The following is a 21,350-nucleotide window of genomic DNA, read 5'->3' as shown; positions in this document are numbered from 1 at the left end:
AGTGTCCGTTTAAAATTCATAAAAGCATAAAATGAAATTACTTGGAATAGGTTCCCGAATTGATCATCCTGAATACGGAAAAGGAGTTGTGACGAATGTGTCATCCAGGCACTATTGGGTCACTTTTTTGGAAAATGGACTTGAGACCATTGACTTGGATTCGGAATTTGATATCATTGAAGGAGTTGAAGATGATGTGGATACGGTTAGTTTTTTTGATGTGGAGAGCTCTTTGGTCAAGATATTGGAAAAATGGAGCGATACACATGAAAAAGTTGCTTTGGCAGATAAGTGGAAAGGTGGGAAACTAATCCTTGAGCCAACAGACCAATTGTCACCAAAGGAAATGCCCATTGATACTTTTTTTCATAAAATAGTCATGGTTCGTGACCGAATCAGAGTAATGGAACAAAAAATAAACAGTAGCAAAAACTTAGATGATCAAGAAAAAATAGACCTTCAGCAGTACATAACCCGAATTTATGGAAGTCTAACCTCGTTTAATGTACTATTTAAAAACAAAAGCGATCAGTTTATAGGAGAACGGTCCAAATAATTGACTATACGGCTTCTTTTGTCATTGTAAGGGATCTTCTTTTTCCTTTTGAAACCGATTCAGAGAACAGTTTTCTATTAATCAACGCTTTAATCTTGGTGTTCTTTATATAATCGTTCAATAGTGTCGGGTAATCGTACTCATCATTCAAAAAGGCATCACTCTTGAATGTTTTGGTTAAATGTACTTCCTGGAGATTTAAGGATATCAGTTCAACCTGATTTTGATTGTAATAAATACCGTATCCACGTTTCAGATCATAAATCAACCAGCTTTGATTTGAGTAAATGCTTCTAAAATGCTTGGATATTAAGGGTAAGATGTTAGCATCAGGTTCTACCATTGCAAAACGAACATCATCTTTCGTGATTTGAAAATCAACTAATTTTTCAGTACGTTGTTTTTCACGTCCCACGGCACTTGCAAGTTGATTCACTCGTTGTACAATACCATCGGAATAATTCAAATGGGTACTCGCTTTAGAATCCATCAGCCTCTGAATATAGGTGTATAATATCAACTCAATACCTTCGGATTCACTCAAAAATGAAAAATAGATATTAGTAATAGCATTGTGACTTTTGTTTCGAATGGTGTTCCAAACCCGTTTTGCTTTCTCCACATTAGTGAAAATAGTTTTGGTATCCGAAAAAAGACCATTTTGGTTCTGTCCGTTCTTTTGAATATCGGATACATTTATTTTTTCTTCAAAAGCCACAAAGACAGCGGTAAGAAAGCCGTTAAATGTACCATCGTAAATCAGTGTTGTTGAATGTTTCATGATTCGCCCGTTTTGTAATTAATCCAAAATTATGGAATTATTCCTAAAAATGGAAATAATCCAAATTATTTTTTGGAAATAATCCAAAATACCTATATTTGAATTGATAAGAGTACCCTGAGCTTGTAGAAACGGAATAGGAAATAATCCAAATTATCAGTTCGAAGGGGATAATAAATTAGGGCCATGGAAAATGAACTAACGTTAAAACGATTTACTGAGATTCGGAGAGAACTTGGATATACCCAAGCTGATTTTGCCAAGTTATTGGGGATTTCTAATACCACTGCTGATATTGAACGTGGCCGCACCAAATTATCTGGTAGAGTAGTGGCAGAGCTATTAAGGCAATTTAAAATTAATCCGTTGTGGTTGTTTGGGGAAAGTGATCAGAAGCATTTGGAGACTTCAAAAACCAGTGTTATTCCAAAAGTGGTCACCGTTGATAGCGCTGAACAAGACAATATGGTACTGGTAAATGCCAAGGCCGCTGCGGGATACCCACAAAACATTCAAGATACCAGTTGGTACCAGCAACTTCCAGCTTTTGATTTGCCAATTCCGGAGTTTAGAAATGCTACATATCGAGGATTTCAGGTTGAGGGCGATAGTATGCTGCCAAATCTTAGACCAGATGAATGGGTTTTGGCAAGGGCCATCGAGCACATAGATCATGTAAGTTCCAATAAAATGTATGTAGTGGTTCTTCAGGATTCGGTCATGGTCAAAAAGATTGAGAAACGACCCAATTCGAATAATATCACCTTAGTTTCTTTAAATGAAACGTATCCTCCTTACGAAATCAAACCCTTTCAGATACAGGAAATTTGGGAAGTCAGTAGTAAGCTTACCTTTAATGTTGATGCAACCACGGAAACCGGTTTACTGCGTCAGCTTCAACAGTCCATGGAAGAATTAAAAAAGCAAGTAGGACAGGTTAAGAGCAATTAACCGTTTTTTTGACCTGCTCGTTATAAGTGCTTTCAAAAATTTTGTCGGCATTTGCTGATTCAAACCCCTCGCGTAGGTGCTCTCTTTTCAAAAGGGTCTTCTCCATGTTTTTGAACTCAGGAAGTGGTAATCGCTCGGCAAATTCCACGTAACTGCCCGCTATTTTCATCTGTTCGCCATTTTCAAAAGTTGCATTTACCATTTTAGCTACCGAACTACTTTGTTTTAGCAAACCATCATTACTGATTTTAATTTTCCCTCCAGCGGTGTTCAAGACAATACCTATCTCTTCCAAAAAGGAATTGAATGCTACCAAAGAATTGTAGGGTTCAGGTAGTGCGTGCACGCTGATAGTGTAATGATTAAGATAGTATCTATTATAAATGACCCAGGCTGCGTACTCTGTCTCTTTTGCTAATTCTAGAAACTCATCAAGTGAAGGCACTTCCCATAACGGTTTGTAAAAAAACTGCCCAACTTCCTTCGGATTTTCCAGGTTTAGGGCGTCCACAGGGTCTGTGGCAATGAGCTTGGTGTATTTTTTAATGATTGATTGGGCATTAGATGATAACTCATTCACTCTCAATTCACTGATAAAAATCCTTGGGTACTCTGGCTTCGGAGGGGCATACCAATACGCGTCCAATTTCTTTTCTTCAAAATAATAGGAATCCATTCGTTGGTAGCCATGGGTAAGAAATATTTTTTCCAGCGAAGCTATTCCCAAATTGGGAACCCCTAAGGTCCTGAAAGCTATGTGGTCATTGATGATGTCTTCTTGCTTACCGATCAGCCCTTTGGCAATCATTGCTTGACTTATTTTTTCCACATCAATCACACTCTTTTTATAGGGGTCAAAAATAGATTTCAAGATAATGTCTAATGGAGTATTGTCATCGAAGTTCATAATCTATGTTTTAATTATAGGAATTGACTACAAAACTAGTTGTATATTTAATCGTATTTAATTATTATTTGGTATTAAATGATTAGTTATAGTAATCAATTAGAAATTCGACACTTGCACTATTTCTTGACTCTTGCCGATACCCTTCATTATGGACAAGCGGCGGAACGACTCTTGATTTCACAATCTGCCCTGAGTCAGCAGATACAGCGATTGGAGACTATTCTGAAATGCCCTCTTTTTAAAAGACATAATCGGAAAGTTGAATTGAATCGAGCTGGCGCACTTTTTAAAACCGAAGCTGAAATCATCGTCGGACAAATGCAAACCTCTATGGAAAGATGGAATGCCTCTATTGAGGGGCATACAGGGATGATTAAAATCGGCTTTGTTGGTTCGGCAATCCAAGAATTCTTACCAGAAAAAATCAAAGAATTGAATTTAGCTTACCCCAAAATCCAATTTGTTTTACAAGAAGGGAGTAATCAGGTATTAATGGAATTGTTGGAGCGGAATCAACTCGACGTTGGCTTAATGCGATCTAATGAAGTTCCGGATACCATGAGCTTTAAATCCGTTGCAACTGAGAATCTTTGCGTTGTTTTACCAAAAGATCATTCCGTAGGAATGAAGAATTTTAAAAGCTTAAAACAGCTGTCCAATGAATCATTCATTCTTTTTCCAAATCAACAAAGTCAATCGTATTATCATCAAATTATAAGTCTTTGTGCGAGTCATGGTTTTACGCCGAAGATTACACATCAATCTATACATGGACCTGCAATTTTTAAGTTGGTGGAGAGTGGACTTGGAATTTCGATTGTTCCCAAATCACTCACCTTATCCACCAAATATAAAGTCGATTTTATAGAACTTAATGACGAGCCTTTTAAAACAGAACTATTTGCAGTATGGAATGAAGCAAGCACCAATCATGCACTGGAGGTGTTTTTAAGGTTACTTGGAGAATAGAAGTGGGTGAATTTTGAAGAGGTCAAATACTAATCAAACAGTTTTTCCTTGATACTTTTTGCGAAAAAATCTGCGGCTTCAGGGTAACGTCGAAACCATAATTCAGGTTCAAAAATTTCAAGTTCAGCCAAAGCCAGACTACCCTCATTATCTTTAAAAATATCTACACGGGCATAGATAGGCATCTCTGGACTGGCGTGGAGTACTTGTTTTGCAAAATCAATTTCCTGTTTTGAAGGTTGATAATCATGCACTGTTCCTCCATAATCATCTTGTACTCGGAAATCGCCGGGCTTTGCTAGTTTTAAAATGGCGTGTGAGTATTCTCCATTGAACATAACAACGGAAATTTCCCCATGTTCCACAATGTTCTTTTGAAACTCTTGCAACATCATGGTTTCGTTCAAAATCAATTCCTCGAACATATCATTATGACTTGCCCAGTCATTCATGTGGAATTTGTAGGTATGTCTAGCCCCTCCTGCGATGCATGGTTTAAGCACCAAGTTTTCTGTAGTAAAACTTAAATCTTGTCGAGCTTTATCAATTACCTGTTTTAAATTGATTTGTGCACCTGGTTCTACAAACAATGTTTTGGGAATATTTATTCCATTCTGTTGTAGCTTTTTTAGGTAATGTTTGTCAATATTCCACGAAACCAACGTATAGGAGTTTATAAAGTTGGTTATATTCTTTGTCTGTTCAAACCAAGAAGAAAATTCTGTGAAACGATCAAAGCAGTCCCAGGTGGACCTGAAAAGGGCATATTTCGTTGAGCTCCAATCAAAATCAGAATCATCCCATGCTTTTATGATGACTTGCAGTCCTAATTTTTGAAGAGACCCTAAAACTAGCTGATCTTCCTGAAGAACATTCTCAATAAGTTGGTTTGAGTTTTTGGGATTTACAAATCGTGAATCCGTCAAGATGACAATATCGAACATAGCACCAATTTAAAAGCCGACTGCTGTGTCATCACCACGTTTGTCGGCACCACCTTCCAGTTTTCCATCTGGGAGAACCCTAATTGCATCGACTTTACCTATAATTCGGTTTCGACCTTCATGGATTTTATACCCGATACCCTTAAGTTCGGATTTAAGCTCGTTGGAAAACCCTTCTTCTTCGAATATAATTAAATCGGGAAGCCATTGATGATGAAATCTTGGAGCATTTACCGCTTCTTGCATACTCAAATTGAATTCATAAACATTTAGAATTGTCTGGGCTACGGCGGTAATAATTGTTGAGCCTCCGGGGGTGCCGACCACCATAAATAACTTTCCGTCTTTCTCTACAATGGTTGGCGTCATACTGCTCAACATACGTTTTTCTGGAGCAATGCTATTGGCCTCAGCACCGATTAAGCCAAACATATTTGGAATTCCTGGTTTAGCACTAAAGTCGTCCATTTCATTATTAAAGAAAAAACCTAGCTCATCGGAATATAGTTTGGATCCATAAGCTCCGTTTAAGGTTGTCGTTGCTGAAATGGCATTACCTTGGTTATCTACAATAGAATAATGCGTGGTTTCGTCGCTCTCAATGATTTCAACAACCCCATGGGAAACTTCTGAAGAAGGGGTCGGTTTTTCAAATGAGAAACCCTGCATTCTTTCCTCCAAATAGTCATCACTTAAAAGGACATCCAATGGAATGCTAACGAAATCTGGATCACCCAAAAAGTAGTTTCTATCCGCGTAAGCCCTGCGAGCGGCTTCCGTGAATAATTGTACCGATTTTGTGGAATTGTGTCCGTAGTCGGAAATGTCATGGGATTCCATCATTTTGAAAATCTGGTTCATGGTCACTCCACCACTACTTGGAGGGGACATCGAAATTAACTTAAGGTCTTTGTAATCAAAGACGACGGGTTGCCTCCATTTGGCTTCATATTTTTCAAGATCCTCTTCTGTTATGTACCCCCCTTTCTCTTGAATAAAAGCGGTTAATTTTTGTGCGATTTCACCTTTATAAAAACCATCTCTGCCATGTTTTTGGATTTTCTCCAAGGTTCTGGCCAACTCAGGATATTTAATTGTGTCTCCTGGCTTATAATTGGCAGCCAACTTGGTGCTGTCACCGCTTACGGTCATAATCTGTTCACGATGATGCTCTAGTCTCTTTGCCTGTTTTTCGGTAACAACCACACCTTTCTTTGCCAAGGCAATTACGGGTGCAAGGATTTCCGAAAAAGGGAGGGAGCCAAATTTTTCATGTACCTCAACCACGCCTGCCACAGTTCCGGGAACTCCCACTGCGGTTGCTCCAACAGTGCTCATATTGGGAATAACGTTCCCTAAAGAATCCAGATACATATCCTTGTGGGCGGATAATGGCGCTTTCTCACGATAGTCTATAGCCCCAATATCTCCATTACTTTTCCGGTAAACCATAAAACCTCCGCCTCCAATATTGCCAGCATAGGGGTAAGCCACAGCAAGCGCAAGCTCTGTAGCAATCATGGCATCAAACGCATTGCCGCCTTTTTCCATGATTTCAGAACCAATTTTCGAAGCTTCCGCGCGGGCAGAGACCACCATTGCTTTTTCGGTGACCAGGCCTGTTGGTGTTGCGGGTTGTTTTTTACAATGTAGAAATAGGACAATAGGAAGGATAAGAATCAGTCTTCGCATAGGGATTTGAATTTTAGCTGGGAAAAGGTAATCAATTCTTCAAAAAAATTGGTGAACTCCTCTTCAAATGCAGTATAGTTTTGTTCTAAATCCAGAATGGCAAAATTCATTTTGGATTTGTTTTTTGTCCTTCGGTTCATTCCATTGAGCACTTTGGATATTCCGTCTAGGTTAGCATAGCTATAGAGCCAATTATCAGCAATCATATAGGGCATCATGCGTTGCGTGCCAAGTGGAAGTATATCATAATTGTCCTCTAGCAAATCATAGAAGTTTTCAACATATTCCTTAAGCGGGATTTGAGAGTAAACAGACCAATTTTTGGCCAGAAAGTGATCATAAAAGATATCTACAATTACCCTGCTATAATGACTGTAATTTTTGTGGAGACGCTTGCTGCTTTGCTTTGCAATTGGATGTGAGTCGGTGAAAGTGTCAATTTCCCTGTGAAGTATAATACCCTTCTGGATTTTTTCGGGAAAATGTTTGAATTTGTTCCCGCGAATATGATCTGCAAAAAAATTGCCCAATGTAATTTCCTGATCATCAAAGGATAAATAAATGTGGGCTAGGAAGTTCACGAATAGATCTTTGTTTTCTTTTTGAAATTTACAAATTCGAAACATGTAATAGCGGACAGGCAGTTATATTTGCAAAAACTTTTCAACAACTATGACACTGATTAAATCAATTTCCGGAATACGTGGTACCATCGGCGGAGCCACCAATGATAATCTTACTCCAATTGATGCTGTAAAATTTGCTGCTGCATATGGAACTTGGTTAAAAGATTATACTGGAAAAGATAAATTGAATGTTGTTATCGGTAGGGATGCGAGATTATCTGGTGAGATGATTCAGAATCTAGTAGTTTCTACCTTAGTTGGATTGGGAATTGATGTGGTTGATCTAGGGCTTTCTACAACACCAACAGTTGAAATTGCAGTTCCCCTAGAAAAGGCGGATGGAGGCATAATACTTACAGCCAGTCATAATCCGAAACAATGGAATGCCTTGAAATTACTTAATGAAAAAGGTGAATTTTTAGATGCCAAGCAAGGAGCGATTATTTTGGAATTGGCAGAAAAAGAAGATTTTGATTTTGCCGAAGTAGATGATTTAGGGAACATTACAAAAAACGATTCGTACATCGACATTCATATCAAAGAAGTACTCAATCTAAATTTAGTTGATAAGGAGGTCATCAAAAAAGGTGGCTTTAAAGTTGTGGTAGATGGCGTGAATTCCACAGGAGGAATCGCTATTCCAAAACTTCTGGAAGAACTAGGTGTAGAAGTTGTCAAGTTGTACTGTGACCCTACAGGTCATTTCCCTCATAACCCAGAACCGCTAAAGGAACATTTAGCTGATATCTGCGAATTAGTGGTCAAGGAAAAAGCTGATTTTGGAATTGTGGTTGACCCTGATGTAGATCGCTTGGCCTTTATCAGCAATGATGGGGAAATGTTTGGTGAAGAATATACTTTGGTGGCATGCGCGGATTATGTATTGAATAAAACTAAAGGAAATACCGTTTCAAACTTGTCTTCAACCAGAGCCCTTAGTGATGTTACCAAAAAGCATGGTGGCATCTATGAGGCTGCAGCAGTTGGTGAAGTGAATGTGGTTACTAAAATGAAGGCTAACAATGCTGTTATTGGGGGAGAAGGGAATGGAGGAATCATTTACCCAGAAAGTCATTATGGAAGGGATGCTTTGGTAGGAACTGCTCTGTTTTTAATGTTGATGTCAGAAAAGGGAGGAACCGTTGCTGAATTAAGAGCTAGTTATCCAAGCTATTTTATGAGTAAAAAGAAGATTCAGCTTACACCAGATTTGGATGTCGATAGCCTTCTCGATGCCATGCATCAAAAATATAAGAATGAACAGGTGTCCACTGTTGATGGAGTTAAGATTGATTTTGCCGAGAACTGGGTACATTTACGTAAATCCAATACCGAACCGATTATCAGAATATACACCGAGGCCCTTTCACAAAAGGAAGCGGATGGTTTGGCCGATAGAATTATTGGAGAGATAAAAGAAGTAGCAGGGTTGGATTAACCTATTTCATAAGTTCGTATAAGATTTCTTGTGCTTGGAAATCCTCATCAGATATATCGGTTTGTTTATCTGAGTCGAGCCATAGCTTCCATATTTCATTTTCCTTTTTAAGTGCTACGTTGAAATAGCCATATCCGCGTGGTATTAGCTTTTCTTCACCATTTCTTTTTGAACTGTACCGATAATATCCGGTTTGATAGGCGAGTGCACCACCTTCGTCAATGGCGGTGGATTGAATGGCAAAGGCAATTGCAACCTCATTCCCACCTTGTTTCATATGTTGCAAAAAACCTCCGAAGTTCTCTAGATAATTTTCTCCAGTTTCAATTTGGTTTTGGTCTATTGTAATCCTAACAATATCCTTGGAATGAATAGACTTCAATTTATCGGAATCAAATTCAGCATAAGCTTCCATAAATGGAATCCAGACGTCGTCCCGAATAGCTTCAATGGTTTCATTGGATACGATATTCTTTTGCTGACCAAATGAACTAAAGGCGCAACAGAGAAGTAAGATGGTTAGTAATTGTTTCATTTTTTGATTTTTGAGTTACCATCAATTTATGAAACAAAAACAATCTCACTTAAAATTTTTGGAAAAATTTAAGTATTTGGAAGGTTTTTTAGATAATCGCTCCTGACCAACCTAGCCGTTTTATGCTCTCCGGTATGACTCCATCCCGGAGGCATTATCAAGTAACGCAGTTTATTTAAGATGCCTGGCGCCTTGGCAACGTCTTTTGCAAGCGCAATAATTTCACCAAAATATACATCGATAAAATTGCCAGAATCCATTTGTCTAGTTATCCCATATTCAATTTTAATACTTTTTTGTTCTTCTTGATATGTCCCGAAAACCCTATCCCAAATATTCAACAAATTGCAAAAATTGGTATCCATATAAAGCGGATTCCGTGCGTGGTGAACTCTATGATGGGAGGGGGTAAGCATGATTTTATTTAAGAAACCAAAACGGGCATCCTTAATCAAGTTTTCACCAACATGGATAAATGCCCCATATGTGCCATCAATAAACATTACTGCAAACAGCACTTCTGGAGGTACTCCCAGTAGGATGCAGATAGTTGTGCGAATAATATCAGCGTAGGGTGCCTCTAAAAAAAAGTGGGCATGGGTAACAGATAGGTTCATGTCTTCTGGGGCATGGTGCGTTGAGTGAAGACACCAAAATATCCTAACCTTATGGCCAAGATAATGGTATACAAAATGGGCAAGCTCCCAAACTACATAGGCATATATAAACCAATACCAAGTTGGACTTGAACTGAAAAGAGCATAAGGACCAAAAAATCCAATGCAAAAAGCGACCATTGCGATTGCAATGAAGCGACCAACAAATCTGTTGAAAATGTAAATTAAGAAATTGACTTTATATACTTTTATCTGTGGCTTCTTGTAGATTAAACCTGCGACAAACTCCAATAACAATAGAAGCGGAATAATAGGATATACGAGTGAGGCCACCCCTTCATAAGTCTTAAATACGGTATAATCACCGCTTTTAAGTATTTCCAAAGCTTGGGTAATCCCAAAAAAACCAACAATCTCTTCCAGCAAGGTTGATAAAATTTCCATAGATGAATAATATGGAAAAATATTCAGGCAAGAATAAAATTTAGACGAATAACAAAACAGAACTTATTAGTAATCTATTTGTTAGGAGCAATCCAATCTAATAAAGATTGTTTTACCAGTTTTTCTTGGTTCCAGGGAATAAAGTGATTTTCACCTTCAATAGAAATTACTTTTAAGCTGTCAACTCCAGAAAATTGCGCTTCCATAAATGGAACATTTTGAAAAGGAACCAACTTATCCTCCTTACCATGAATTATCAATGTGCGCGGTCTAAGTTTATGTAATTCCGATTTTAGTTGCTTTAAATCCTGCTTCAGCATCCATAATTCATCATTGGAAGGTTTTAGGGCTCCGGGAACCAGGTACTTTAAAGGAATCCATGTTAAAGGTTTGCGCCATTTTTCTGGTTTTTCAGCCTCGGGGTCCAACGCTCCTGCCAGTATGACAAGATTTTTACAGAGCTCAGGTTGCTCCAATGCCATTTGTACAATAAGTGGTCCACCATATGAATGTCCTATTAAGGTAAAAGGCTTACCGTTGTCCAAATGTTTGAGTAACTGATTTAGTATTAGGGCTTGTGACCTGAGTGAAATGCTATTTCTAAAATCACTTTTCCCAAAGCCAGGCCGATCTGGAGCAATAATTCTGAATTTTTGATTTAACAAAGGATCGGTCAGGTAGTTTTTATAAGCATCCCAACTTCCTGGAGAGCCATGAATAAAAACTAGGGTAGGAGCGTCTTGGTTTCCAGTCTGAATGTAATGTATGTTTCTATCTTGAACAGTTAAATTTTGGTCGATGTAGTCGACTTGTTTCTCCTTGAAGAATTTTACAGTTTCTCTACTCGAAGTACGCATAGTCATGCAAGAATTGGCGAAAAGCAGATAACCAAGCACTAAAGCGAGAAGAACATACCTTTTTTTAAATCGAAGTCTAAAGGACATCTATGAATTAGGGCTTTTGGAACGCTGCCGGCGCTTTGTCTTTATGTTTCCAACGTTTGTGGGTCCAAAAGTAATATTCAGGTGCTTCGCGAATGGATTTTTCGGTTTCTGAGAGGAAAGCTTCTGAAATTCCATACCCTTCTACGTCTTTTGGATTTTCTGCAAGAACCTTAAAAGTGCCTTGATAGTGTCCCCGTTTTAATTTTTCAACTTTTAAATAAATCGGAATAATGTCGTGCTCCTTACAAATTTCCTCTCCTCCGACATGCACGGGAACCAAAACATCCATGAACTTTGTCCAATGCCGTGCCCTATTAAGCATGGGTGACTGATCACTGATGATTCCAACGGTCACCAATTCGTTGGCTTTCTTTGCATCTTTAATGATTTTTCTGCTCTCAAAAGTTTTTATCAAAGTTGTTCCATACTTGCTGCGTATGTCCCTCACCATTTTATCGAAATATTTATTGTTGATGGGTTGATAAATGGCATACGCTGTAGCACTAATGAACGAGTTTAAATTGAAAACCCATTCCCAACTGGCGTAATGCGGCATCATGATCATTACATTTTTACCTTCATTTTCAAGCTTTAGAATTTCTTCAACATTGGTAAAGACATACCTTTTCCTCATTTGCTTGTCACTTATCCCCAGGGTCTTTATCATCTCCAGGAACATATCACAAAGGTGTCTGTAAAACTCCTTTTCAATTTTAAGACGTTCTTTATCCGACTTTTCTGGAAAAACCAATGCGAGATTGCCTCGGACTACTTTTTTTCGATAGCCTATAATACGGTATAACAGAATGAACACTCCATCTGAAATGAAATAAAGTACGCTGAACGGAAGTCTGGAAATTAACCAGAGAAGGGGGTAGGCAAGTATAAAAACAGCTAGCTGCATAGGCAATTCTTGTGGGCAAATATAGCTATATTTAACCCCAAATTTAAAGGCTTATGTACAATTTGCACATTGCGACCATTGCTATTATTGCCGCAAATATATTGGTCTCATTACGAGGCTTTAACGACACCGGTTTTTTTGAGCGATACAAGTTCAGTATTGGTGGTATTAATGCGGGGCAAAGGGAAAGAACGATCACTTCCGGGTTTTTACATGTTGATTTTTCGCATTTGTTTTTTAATATGTTCACCCTATATTTCTTTGCTGATGTGGTAATCAGTGGTTTTGGTGCCTCCAGGTTTGTCATTATTTATTTTATAAGTCTTCTGGGCGGTAGTTTGTTAGCCATTTTCTTTCATAAGAATGAACCTTTTTATAGTGCGGTTGGTGCCAGTGGGGCAGTTACTGGAATTCTTTATGCTGCTATTTTGTTAAACCCCAATATGCAATTGGGTATTATGTTTATTCCCATCCCATTGCCAGCTTATGTATTGGGAATTGCTTATTTACTGTATTCCATTTATGGGATGAAGAGTAGGTTGGGAAACATAGGACATTCTGCTCATTTTGGCGGGGCAATAGGTGGCTATGCCATAACGCTACTATTTAAACCGGAGCTTTTGGTTACCGATACTTGGATTGTTATCCTATTGGCAGTTCCGATAATCATACTTTTTGCTCTTGAAAAGATGGGAAAAATATAAGCATTAAAAAAGGCCAAAGTTTACACCTTGACCTTCCCTATTTGTAAAATTCTTTTTTAATTCAGTAGCTCCGCTACCTTAGCTTCCAAGGCAGGACCCCTAAGGTCTTTGGCCACAATAACACCATTTTCATCCAAAAGAAAGGCAGCAGGTATGGCATTTATGCTATATAACTGCGCAATAGGGTCTTGAAATCGTTTTAAGTTGGAAATATGATTCCATTCAAGGCCATCTGCCACAATAGCTTTCTTCCAATCTTCCGCTCTTGCATCAAGAGAAACACCTATAATGTTAAGTCCCTTGTCATGATATTTGTTATAAACCGAAACGATGTTAGGGTTTTCCATACGGCAAGGTCTGCACCACGCTGCCCAAAAATCGATAAGGGTTACTTTTCCCTTTACTTCACTTAAAGCCAAAGTGCCTCCATCTGGTGTTGGAGCGGAAAATTCTGGCGCGACACCTCCAATTTGGGTTGTTTTAAGCTTATCCAACTGCGCTTTTAAACGCGCTCCTGGCGTTGACTCTTTGATTTCTGGTGTAAGAGCTTCGAACATTGCTCTGATTTCATCATCAGGAAGAACTTTACTTCCCATTAAGTTACCAATAATCAAAGCTGATATCAAGGCATTCGGATTCTCCTTTGCGAAATCAATATTGAAATCTTTAACTTCTTCTTGAAATTCAATATACTCTTCACGAAGCGCAGTCACGGTTGCAGTATCTTGTTGTTGCGAAGCTGCTCGCATGTCGTTCTGCATTGATCTTGCTCTATCGGAAAGTTTTCTTGATTCTTGAAGGAAATTCATGAAAAGGTCATTCTGAAGAGTACCCTTGATAGAGGCAAATCCAAGACTATCTTTCTGGAATTTAATATCAATATTCCCATTTTCTAAAACAAAAGGAACGTTGCCAGGATTAGTGCCTAAGAACAGATAATGTAGTTTTGGTTCAGTTTGGGTGCCTGTAAAACTGAAGCTTCCGTTCGCAACGTTTGCAGTATCTAGTTCTACCAGTTGATTAAGCGAATCTGTGGTTTTTAGAAAAACCTGCGCTCCTTCAGCAAGTTCACCCGTGATAGTACCTTTGAGCGTATATCCATCAGAACCGGAGCCACAGGAGACCAATAGCATTGTTGCACATACGAATCCAAAAATCTTTTTCATTTTTTACGTTTTAAAGCGCTAAGGTATTCATTCCATACGGCATAAAAAAACCCTTTACTTCCGATAGATGGAGGCAAAGGGCTGTATAAAATCATGTTTTTATCAGAATTGATAACGTATTCCTAGGGCGATGTCAAAATCAAAACCATTGTCAAATCCATCATATCCCAACAACCCAATTTCTGGTCTGAAATCAAGGGAGAGCAAAAGTGGAATATCAAAATCGTATTCTACGCCAATATCTCCTGCCGCGAATACAAAAAGACCATCGTTATCGGCACCATTTGGAATTGGTTCAAAATCAACACTTCCCAAACCACCTCCAACACCGTAGTACCAGTTAAAGTTCCCGTCAAGTTGGTGCACCCATTGATAAACACCTGCAAGCTTGAAGGCATCAAAGGCCCTGCTGTCTCGCCATCCTAGGTTGAATTCGGCCCTGTTATAACGCCCAATAGATTTTTGATATGAAATTTCGGCACCAAAACCGTCACTATCACCCAATCGAAGCCCTAAAGTATGCTCCGATATGTCCTGTGCACTCATGGCAATTGTTGTGAACAAAAAAACACCAGTAAATAATGTGGTAATCTTCATAAGTCTCTCGTTTAGTTAAAAATTAAAGATAGCTTTGCAAAGCTTCTTGAGAATAAACTATTTTGACGACCAAAAATTGTTCCATTTTGGATAAAACTCTTTTAAAAAAGCTTTCTTCAGCACTACAGGGAGAATTATTGACAGACGACTTGAGCAAAGCTCTTTATGCAACAGATGCCTCCGTTTACCGGAAAACACCAACAGCTGTTGCCTATCCTAAAAACAAAGATGACATTAAAGTTTTGGTAGCTTTCGCCAATGAAAATAAAGTAGGACTAATTCCACGCACCGCGGGAACATCTTTGGCAGGTCAGTGTGTGGGCGAAGGCATTATTGTTGATGTCTCAAAACATTTCACTGAAATTTTAGCGTTGGACCAGGAGAAAAAACAAATCACTGTACAGCCTGGAGTGGTGAGGGATGAACTCAATCAACATCTAAAACCTTTCGGTCTTTTTTTTGGTCCAAATACTTCTACGTCCAATCGATGCATGATCGGGGGAATGGTAGGAAACAATTCTTCAGGTACTACATCTATTCAATATGGGGTTACCAGGGATAAAGTGGTATCCATGGACTGTATTCTCTCCGATGGAAGTGAAGCACATTTTGGTGCAATGAGTAAAGAGGCACTGCTTTCAAAGACCAACGAAGGTTCTTTAGAAGGAAAAATCTATAATGTTTTGGAAAAAGAACTTTCCAATGCTAAGAATGTCGAGAATATCCAAAGGGAATTTCCAAAAGCAAGTATTCATAGAAGAAATACGGGCTACGCAGTAGATGAGCTTTTAAACAACAACATTTTCGGAACCAAATCGGAGGATTTCAATCTCAGCAAACTTCTTTCAGGAAGTGAGGGTACTTTAGCATTTACAACCGAGATTACCCTGCAATTAGATGACCTTCCTCCACCACTATCCGCTATGGTGGCTACTCATTATAGGACTTTGGAAGATTGTTTAAGCGATGTAGCTCCTGTGATGCGACATGGGCTGCATACGTGTGAAATGATGGATAAAGTCATCCTTGATTGCACAAAGAGCAATAGATCACAGTTGGCCAATCGATTTTTTGTGGATGGAGACCCTGCTGGAATCCTAATGTTGGAAGTTAAGGCGCATTCTGAAGAAGATTTGGAAAAACAGGTGCTTGACTTGCTCAGCACAATTGAAAATTCAGGCCTAAGCTATGCAAATCCTGTTTTGAAGGGAGAGGATATCCATAAAGCGATTGAGTTGAGAAAAGCAGGATTGGGATTGCTTGGAAATATGGTTGGAGACCGAAAAGCGGTGGCCTGTATTGAAGATACGGCAGTTGCATTGGAGGATTTAAAGGATTTCATTTTGGAATTCTCCCAAATCATGAAAGGATACGACCAGGAAGCCGTGTATTATGCACATGCTGGAGCAGGGGAGTTACACTTAAGACCCATCTTGAATTTAAAAAAATCGGATGATGTAAAACTTTTTAGGGAAATTACAACGGATGTGGCTAAGCTCACTAAAAAATACCAAGGTAGTTTTAGTGGCGAGCACGGAGATGGAATTGTGAGAGCTGAATTTATTCCATTGATGATTGGCGAAGCCAACTACGAATTACTTAAACGCGTAAAGGCAGCTTTTGATCCAGCAAATATTTTTAACCCAGGGAAAATTGTAGATGCTTTTCCAATGGATGAATCCCTCCGGTATGAAATTGACCGAAAAGAACCCGAAGTGAAGACTTTAATGGATTTTTCGGATAGCGAAGGCATTCTAAAAGCTGCAGAAAAATGCAATGGTAGTGGGGACTGTAGAAAGAATCACACCATGTCCGGGGGAATGTGTCCGAGTTATCATGCAACAAAAAATGAAAAAGATACCACAAGAGGAAGGGCAAATGCATTGAGAGAATTTTTGACGAACTCAGAAAAACCCAATCGGTTTGACCAAAAAGAACTGAAAGAGGTGTTTGACCTTTGTTTGAGCTGCAAGGCCTGCGCAAGCGAATGCCCCAGCAATGTTGATGTTGCAACATTGAAAGCTGAGTTTTTATATCAATATCAAGAGTCAAACGGATATCCCTTAAGAAGTAAATTGTTTGCATACAATACAATTGCAAATAGGCTGGGTAGTAAGGTGTCCGGCATCACTAACACCATTTTCAAATCCAAATTACTTGGAGGTTGGCTTAAGTCTGCGGTGGGAGTTGCCAATGAAAGGAGCCTTCCTTTAGTGCACAGTTTTGACTTTGATAAACATTTAAAAAAGTACCAAGCCGAGTCAGGGAATACTAACAAGAAGGTGGTGTTATATATTGATGAGTTCACCCAATATTTGGACATTGAAGTTGGCCAGGATGCCATTGAGCTTTTGTGTAAGTTAGGCTATGATGTGCAACTTTTTTATGGGGAAAGCGGTCGAACCTATCTTTCCAAAGGATTCTTAAAGCAGGCCAAGAAACTGGTTGCTTCCAATATTTCTAAACTTGATGGGGTTTTAGAGCAAAAAGTTCCTATTCTCGGACTTGAACCTTCGGCAATACTTTCTTTTAGAGACGAATACAAAAGACTTCACGATGATAAGTCTAAAGTCGATTTATTGGCTTCAAGCTCATTTTTGATTGAAGAGTTTTTAGCGTCAGAGATAGAAAAAGGACATATTAGTGCTGAGCTTTTCACAAAAGATAAAAAGGAAGTGAAAATCCATAATCATTGTCATCAAAAGGCGTTATCCAACCAAAAAGTGACTTTTGATATTTTGAACTTGCCAAAGAACTATAAGGTTTCCATTATCCCTTCGGGTTGTTGTGGTATGGCGGGGTCTTTCGGTTATGAGAAGGAACATTACGGCACAAGTATGCAAGTTGGAGAGCTAAAATTATTTCCCGCTGTAAGAAAGAGTGCATCGGAAACCATTATTTCGGCCAATGGTGCAAGCTGTAGACATCAAATTAAAGATGGAACATCTAGAGATGCCCAGCATCCTGTTTCAATTTTACGCAGAGCCTTGATTGTCTGAGCCTTGCTCGTTTTCTTCGAGAAATTCAACTTGTTCCTCAACAGTTTCTTCGGCTTCGATTAATCGGGTGTGGTTTTCAATGATTTTTTCTGTCTCTGGCTCCAAATCAGCATGGGTAACAGATGCGATAAGGTCATGTATATCCATTTCTTTCAAATCCTCATCCACAAAGAAGGGAGATAATCTATCCCGGTTGTAATAGTAGATTTTCCAGCGTTTAAATGAATATTCAAGCGCGGTCAAATTCTCTACCCAATCACCGGAATTTAGATATACGCACTTCCCATGTTTGTTTTCGTATCGTTCCTTTTTTGGTTGATGGATGTGCCCGCAGATTACATAATCATAACCATTTTCAATGGCAAGGTCACCTGCGGTCTTTTCAAAGTTGTCGATATACTTAATTGCACTCTTCACTCCATTTTTTATTCGTTTTGACAGGGAGTAGCGTTCTCGGCCCATCTTGGACAAACACCAATTAAAAAAACTGTTGATTACAATTAAAAGGTCATATCCATAACCTCCTAGTTTGGCCAACCATTTGGCATTTTGAATAGAAATATCAAATACATCACCATGAAATATCCAAGCCTTTTTTCCATCGAGATTCAATACTAGTTTGTTCGTAATCCTGAAATTACCCATTGAAGTATCACTAAACTTACGGAGCATTTCGTCATGATTTCCAGTGATATAGAAAACCTCGGTACCATTGGAGGCCATACCAATTATTTTCTTGAGCACTTTTAAATGAGAGGATGGAAAGTAGCGCTTACTAAACTGCCATATATCGATGATGTCCCCATTAAGTATCAATTTGTTAGGTTGAATACTGTTGAGGTAGGCAATAAGTTCATCCGCATGACACCCGTAGGTGCCAAGGTGGACATCGGATATTACCGCCAGTTCAATCTTCCTCTTTTTCAAGATTATAAGGTTTAGTACAAAATAAACGTGTAGGAATAAACTGAAATTCAAATCCAGGTCATTAATTCCTTTGCATACCGTTAAAAAATCATCAAATCGGAGCATTTTATGTTACATTAACATTAACCGCCGAGCTGACTTTTGAAAACGGTTTATAACATCTACCTTTGGCACTTATTGAATTTTACCGAATGGCTGGAAATACTTTTGGACAACTCTTTAAACTGACATCCTTTGGAGAATCTCATGGAAAAGCTCTTGGAGGAGTTATAGATGGATGTCCCGCTGGACTGGAATTGGATATAGAAAAAATCCAAAATGAGTTAAATAGAAGAAAGCCGGGGCAGTCCGCTATTGTTACCCAACGCAAAGAGCCGGATACCGTTGAATTCTATTCGGGTATTTTTGAAGGTAAGACCACTGGAACCCCAATTGGCTTTGCTATCCATAATACCAATCAAAAATCAAAAGACTATTCCCATATAAAAGATTCGTATCGACCTTCCCATGCTGACTATGTATACGATAAGAAATACGGTTTTAGGGATTATCGAGGTGGTGGAAGAAGTTCTGCAAGAGAAACTGCGAGCAGGGTGGTGGCAGGCGCAATTGCAAAGCAGCTACTTGGTGATTTAAAGATAAATGCGTTTGTCTCCCAAGTCGGGGATTTGAAAATGGAGACTAGATATCAAGATTTGGATTTTTCAAAGATTGAGTCCAATCCCGTTCGCTGTCCGGATATGGAAATGGCGAAAAAGATGGAGGAATATATCAAATCCATTAAAAAACAGGGTGATACCGTTGGTGGAGTAATCACATGTGTTATTCAAAATGTACCCATTGGTCTTGGAGAACCTGTTTTTGACAAACTACATGCCGATTTGGGAAAAGCAATGCTCTCAATCAATGCAGTAAAGGGGTTTGAGTATGGAAGTGGTTTTGATGGAGTTAAAATGAAGGGAAGCGAACACAACGATTCTTACAACTCAGATGGAACCACAACCACAAATCGAAGTGGTGGTATTCAAGGCGGAATTAGTAATGGGATGGATATCTACTTTAATATAGCTTTTAAGCCTGTGGCGACAGTATTACAATCCTATGAGACCATCAATAAAGAGGGGGAAAAAGTTACTACCCAAGGTAAGGGTAGACATGACCCTTGTGTTGTCCCGAGGGCAGTGCCCATTGTAGAAGCAATGGCAGCCTTGGTTCTTGCCGACTTTACACTTTTAAGTCGCACAAATAAATTATAGGCTTTCTTTTCAACATTTCAAGCTCAAAATGTTATCTTTCTTGTCCAAATGTTAAATTGGAAATATGAGAAAACTTGAACTGCACTGGAAAATCCTAATCGGGATGCTTCTAGGGCTCATCTTTGGATTTGTAATGACCGGTGTTGATGGTGGAGAGACGTTCGTTTCAGATTGGATAAAACCATTAGGGACAATCTTTGTCAAACTGCTCAAACTGATTGCCATACCACTTATTTTGGCTTCATTGGTCAAGGGGATTTCAGATTTAAAGGATATTTCCAAATTTAGAAATATTGGTTTAAGAACCATTGGCATCTATATGTGCACTACGATTGTGGCAATTGTTCTAGGATTGTTATTAGTGAACATTGTACAACCTGGTGATGGAATTTCAGAAGAGACAATAGCAAAATTGACGGATACCTATGCATCTGACAGCGGAGTTACCTCAAAATTGGAAACGGCAGCACAACAGAAATCAGTTGGACCACTTCAATTTTTAGAAGATATGGTGCCTGATAACGCAGTAGCTGCTATGAGCAATAATAAGTTGATGCTGCAGGTAATTTTCTTTACGATTTTCTTAGGAATATCATTGCTGTTGGTAGGCGAGGACAGGGCAAAACCCCTTAAAGATTTTTTCGACTCCTTGAATGATGTCGTATTAAAGATGGTTGACCTGATCATGTTAGTTGCACCCTATGCAGTTTTTGCACTTTTGGCCAGTGTCGTGGTTTCTTCTGGAGACCCCGAGCTATTGATAGCCTTATTAAAATATTCAGGAGTCGTGATTGCAGGACTACTGTTATTAATAGTGTTTTATGGAATCTTGGTTGCTGTTTTCGCTAAGAAAAACCCTCTATGGTTTCTAAAACAGATGAGTCCAGCTCAATTGTTGGCATTTTCTACTAGTTCAAGTGCCGCAACTTTACCCGTTACCATGGAGCGGGTAGAAGAACATATAGGCGTGGATAAGGAAGTTACTAGTTTTGTGCTGCCTGTTGGTGCTACGATCAATATGGATGGAACGAGTCTTTACCAAGGCGTAGCGGCTGTCTTTATTGCACAGGCCTTAGCCTTCGATTTACCGCTTTCCGCCCAGTTGACCATTGTTCTAACTGCGTTGTTGGCTTCCATAGGTACTGCCGCAGTTCCAGGAGCAGGAATGGTGATGTTGGTTATCGTATTGGAGTCCGTAGGCTTTCCACCAGAAAAATTTGCCATTGGTTTAGCATTGATTTTTGCAGTGGACAGACCCTTGGACATGTTCCGAACCGTAATCAATGTTACTGGTGATGCTACCGTATCAATGCTGGTAGCAAAATCCGTAGGTAAACTTGGTAAACCCAATGTAAAAGAATGGGACGACCATTTGGATGAAGTAAAATAA

20 protein-coding genes are annotated in these 21,350 nt (G+C 39.0%); 8 read left to right on the top strand and 12 right to left on the bottom strand.

The genetic code is table 11. From position 1 onward, the window contains the following. Window positions 1-31: 31 nt before the first annotated feature. On the top strand, window positions 32-556 hold the full coding sequence (locus ACOKFG_RS12255; protein ID WP_422861368.1) for a hypothetical protein: 525 nt from the start codon (window positions 32-34) through the stop codon (window positions 554-556). 4 nt (window positions 557-560) lie between these two features. Here the strand turns inward: ACOKFG_RS12255 and ACOKFG_RS12250 are convergent, their stop codons facing one another. Continuing rightward, on the bottom strand, window positions 561-1,337 hold the full coding sequence (locus ACOKFG_RS12250) for a TIGR03915 family putative DNA repair protein (RefSeq protein WP_422861367.1): 777 nt from the start codon (window positions 1,335-1,337) through the stop codon (window positions 561-563). Window positions 1,338-1,523: 186 nt separating this feature from the next. Here ACOKFG_RS12250 and ACOKFG_RS12245 point away from each other — a divergent pair, with 186 nt between their 5' ends. Further along, window positions 1,524-2,288, top strand: a complete 765-nt coding sequence (locus ACOKFG_RS12245) for a LexA family transcriptional regulator (protein WP_298789926.1) — start codon at window positions 1,524-1,526, stop codon at window positions 2,286-2,288. On the opposite strand, the gene ACOKFG_RS12240 is transcribed toward ACOKFG_RS12245, so the two are convergent. Next, a complete protein-coding gene (locus tag ACOKFG_RS12240; protein WP_422861366.1) occupies window positions 2,275-3,195 on the bottom strand; it encodes a DUF1338 domain-containing protein in 921 nt (306 codons plus the stop codon). The genes ACOKFG_RS12245 and ACOKFG_RS12240 overlap by 14 nt on opposite strands. 78 nt (window positions 3,196-3,273) lie before the next feature. Between ACOKFG_RS12240 and ACOKFG_RS12235 the strand changes: the two genes are divergently transcribed. Next, window positions 3,274-4,167: a LysR family transcriptional regulator gene (locus ACOKFG_RS12235; protein WP_422861365.1), complete on the top strand. Its 894-nt coding sequence runs from the start codon at window positions 3,274-3,276 to the stop codon at window positions 4,165-4,167. 29 nt (window positions 4,168-4,196) lie between these two features. Here the strand turns inward: ACOKFG_RS12235 and ACOKFG_RS12230 are convergent, their stop codons facing one another. The 3 genes from ACOKFG_RS12230 to ACOKFG_RS12220 are packed head-to-tail and all read right to left on the bottom strand — an operon-like array spanning window position 4,197 to window position 7,384. Continuing rightward, entirely contained in the window at window positions 4,197-5,111 is a 915-nt protein-coding gene (locus ACOKFG_RS12230) for a hypothetical protein (RefSeq protein WP_299485516.1), read from the bottom strand. Between the two features lie 9 nt (window positions 5,112-5,120). Then, window positions 5,121-6,803: a gamma-glutamyltransferase gene (gene ggt, locus ACOKFG_RS12225; protein WP_299485514.1), complete on the bottom strand. Its 1,683-nt coding sequence runs from the start codon at window positions 6,801-6,803 to the stop codon at window positions 5,121-5,123. Beyond that, complete coding sequence (locus tag ACOKFG_RS12220) at window positions 6,791-7,384, bottom strand: acyl carrier protein phosphodiesterase (RefSeq protein ID WP_298789915.1); 594 nt, start codon at window positions 7,382-7,384, stop codon at window positions 6,791-6,793. Before ACOKFG_RS12220 ends, ggt begins: the two co-directional genes overlap by 13 nt. A 91-nt stretch (window positions 7,385-7,475) precedes the next feature. Here ACOKFG_RS12220 and glmM point away from each other — a divergent pair, with 91 nt between their 5' ends. Continuing rightward, the gene (gene glmM / locus ACOKFG_RS12215) at window positions 7,476-8,867 is read left to right on the top strand and encodes a phosphoglucosamine mutase (RefSeq protein ID WP_299485512.1); all 1,392 of its coding nucleotides are present in this window, start codon (window positions 7,476-7,478) and stop codon (window positions 8,865-8,867) included. A 1-nt stretch (window position 8,868) separates the two neighbouring features. Here glmM and ACOKFG_RS12210 read toward each other — a convergent pair whose 3' ends face one another. From ACOKFG_RS12210 to ACOKFG_RS12195, 4 genes are all read right to left on the bottom strand, one after another. Next, window positions 8,869-9,402, bottom strand: a complete 534-nt coding sequence (locus ACOKFG_RS12210; RefSeq protein ID WP_299485510.1) for a nuclear transport factor 2 family protein — start codon at window positions 9,400-9,402, stop codon at window positions 8,869-8,871. 68 nt (window positions 9,403-9,470) lie between these two features. Beyond that, entirely contained in the window at window positions 9,471-10,463 is a 993-nt protein-coding gene (locus tag ACOKFG_RS12205; RefSeq protein WP_299485508.1) for a sterol desaturase family protein, read from the bottom strand. A gap of 74 nt (window positions 10,464-10,537) precedes the next feature. Beyond that, the gene (locus ACOKFG_RS12200) at window positions 10,538-11,407 is read right to left on the bottom strand and encodes an alpha/beta fold hydrolase (protein ID WP_299485506.1); all 870 of its coding nucleotides are present in this window, start codon (window positions 11,405-11,407) and stop codon (window positions 10,538-10,540) included. Window positions 11,408-11,414: 7 nt separating this feature from the next. After that, entirely contained in the window at window positions 11,415-12,311 is an 897-nt protein-coding gene (locus ACOKFG_RS12195; RefSeq protein ID WP_299485504.1) for a lysophospholipid acyltransferase family protein, read from the bottom strand. A 53-nt stretch (window positions 12,312-12,364) separates the two neighbouring features. On the opposite strand from ACOKFG_RS12195, the gene ACOKFG_RS12190 reads away from it, so the two are divergent. Further along, window positions 12,365-13,015: a rhomboid family intramembrane serine protease gene (locus ACOKFG_RS12190; RefSeq protein WP_299485502.1), complete on the top strand. Its 651-nt coding sequence runs from the start codon at window positions 12,365-12,367 to the stop codon at window positions 13,013-13,015. Between the two features lie 56 nt (window positions 13,016-13,071). Here ACOKFG_RS12190 and ACOKFG_RS12185 read toward each other — a convergent pair whose 3' ends face one another. Both ACOKFG_RS12185 and ACOKFG_RS12180 read right to left on the bottom strand, forming a co-directional pair. After that, window positions 13,072-14,181, bottom strand: coding sequence for a TlpA disulfide reductase family protein (locus ACOKFG_RS12185; protein WP_299485500.1), 1,110 nt, complete (start codon window positions 14,179-14,181; stop codon window positions 13,072-13,074). A gap of 102 nt (window positions 14,182-14,283) precedes the next feature. Further along, window positions 14,284-14,778: a hypothetical protein gene (locus ACOKFG_RS12180; RefSeq protein WP_299485498.1), complete on the bottom strand. Its 495-nt coding sequence runs from the start codon at window positions 14,776-14,778 to the stop codon at window positions 14,284-14,286. An 86-nt stretch (window positions 14,779-14,864) separates the two neighbouring features. Here ACOKFG_RS12180 and ACOKFG_RS12175 point away from each other — a divergent pair, with 86 nt between their 5' ends. Further along, window positions 14,865-17,777 (top strand): FAD-binding and (Fe-S)-binding domain-containing protein, encoded by a 2,913-nt coding sequence (locus tag ACOKFG_RS12175; RefSeq protein ID WP_422861364.1) that lies wholly within the window; start codon window positions 14,865-14,867, stop codon window positions 17,775-17,777. On the opposite strand, the gene ACOKFG_RS12170 is transcribed toward ACOKFG_RS12175, so the two are convergent. Beyond that, complete coding sequence (locus ACOKFG_RS12170; RefSeq protein WP_299485495.1) at window positions 17,754-18,704, bottom strand: UDP-2,3-diacylglucosamine diphosphatase; 951 nt, start codon at window positions 18,702-18,704, stop codon at window positions 17,754-17,756. The two genes, ACOKFG_RS12175 and ACOKFG_RS12170, sit on opposite strands and share 24 nt — an antisense overlap. A 191-nt stretch (window positions 18,705-18,895) precedes the next feature. Here ACOKFG_RS12170 and aroC point away from each other — a divergent pair, with 191 nt between their 5' ends. Both aroC and ACOKFG_RS12160 read left to right on the top strand, forming a co-directional pair. Next, entirely contained in the window at window positions 18,896-19,960 is a 1,065-nt protein-coding gene (gene aroC, locus ACOKFG_RS12165) for a chorismate synthase (RefSeq protein WP_299485493.1), read from the top strand. A 64-nt stretch (window positions 19,961-20,024) separates the two neighbouring features. Continuing rightward, on the top strand, window positions 20,025-21,350 hold the full coding sequence (locus tag ACOKFG_RS12160; RefSeq protein WP_422861363.1) for a dicarboxylate/amino acid:cation symporter: 1,326 nt from the start codon (window positions 20,025-20,027) through the stop codon (window positions 21,348-21,350).

The organism is Flagellimonas rhodophyticola, from assembly GCF_049332665.1.
Lineage (GTDB): Bacteria > Bacteroidota > Bacteroidia > Flavobacteriales > Flavobacteriaceae > Flagellimonas.
The sequence above is the reverse complement of the archived record's forward strand: the minus strand, read 5'-3'. Positions and strand labels throughout refer to the sequence as shown.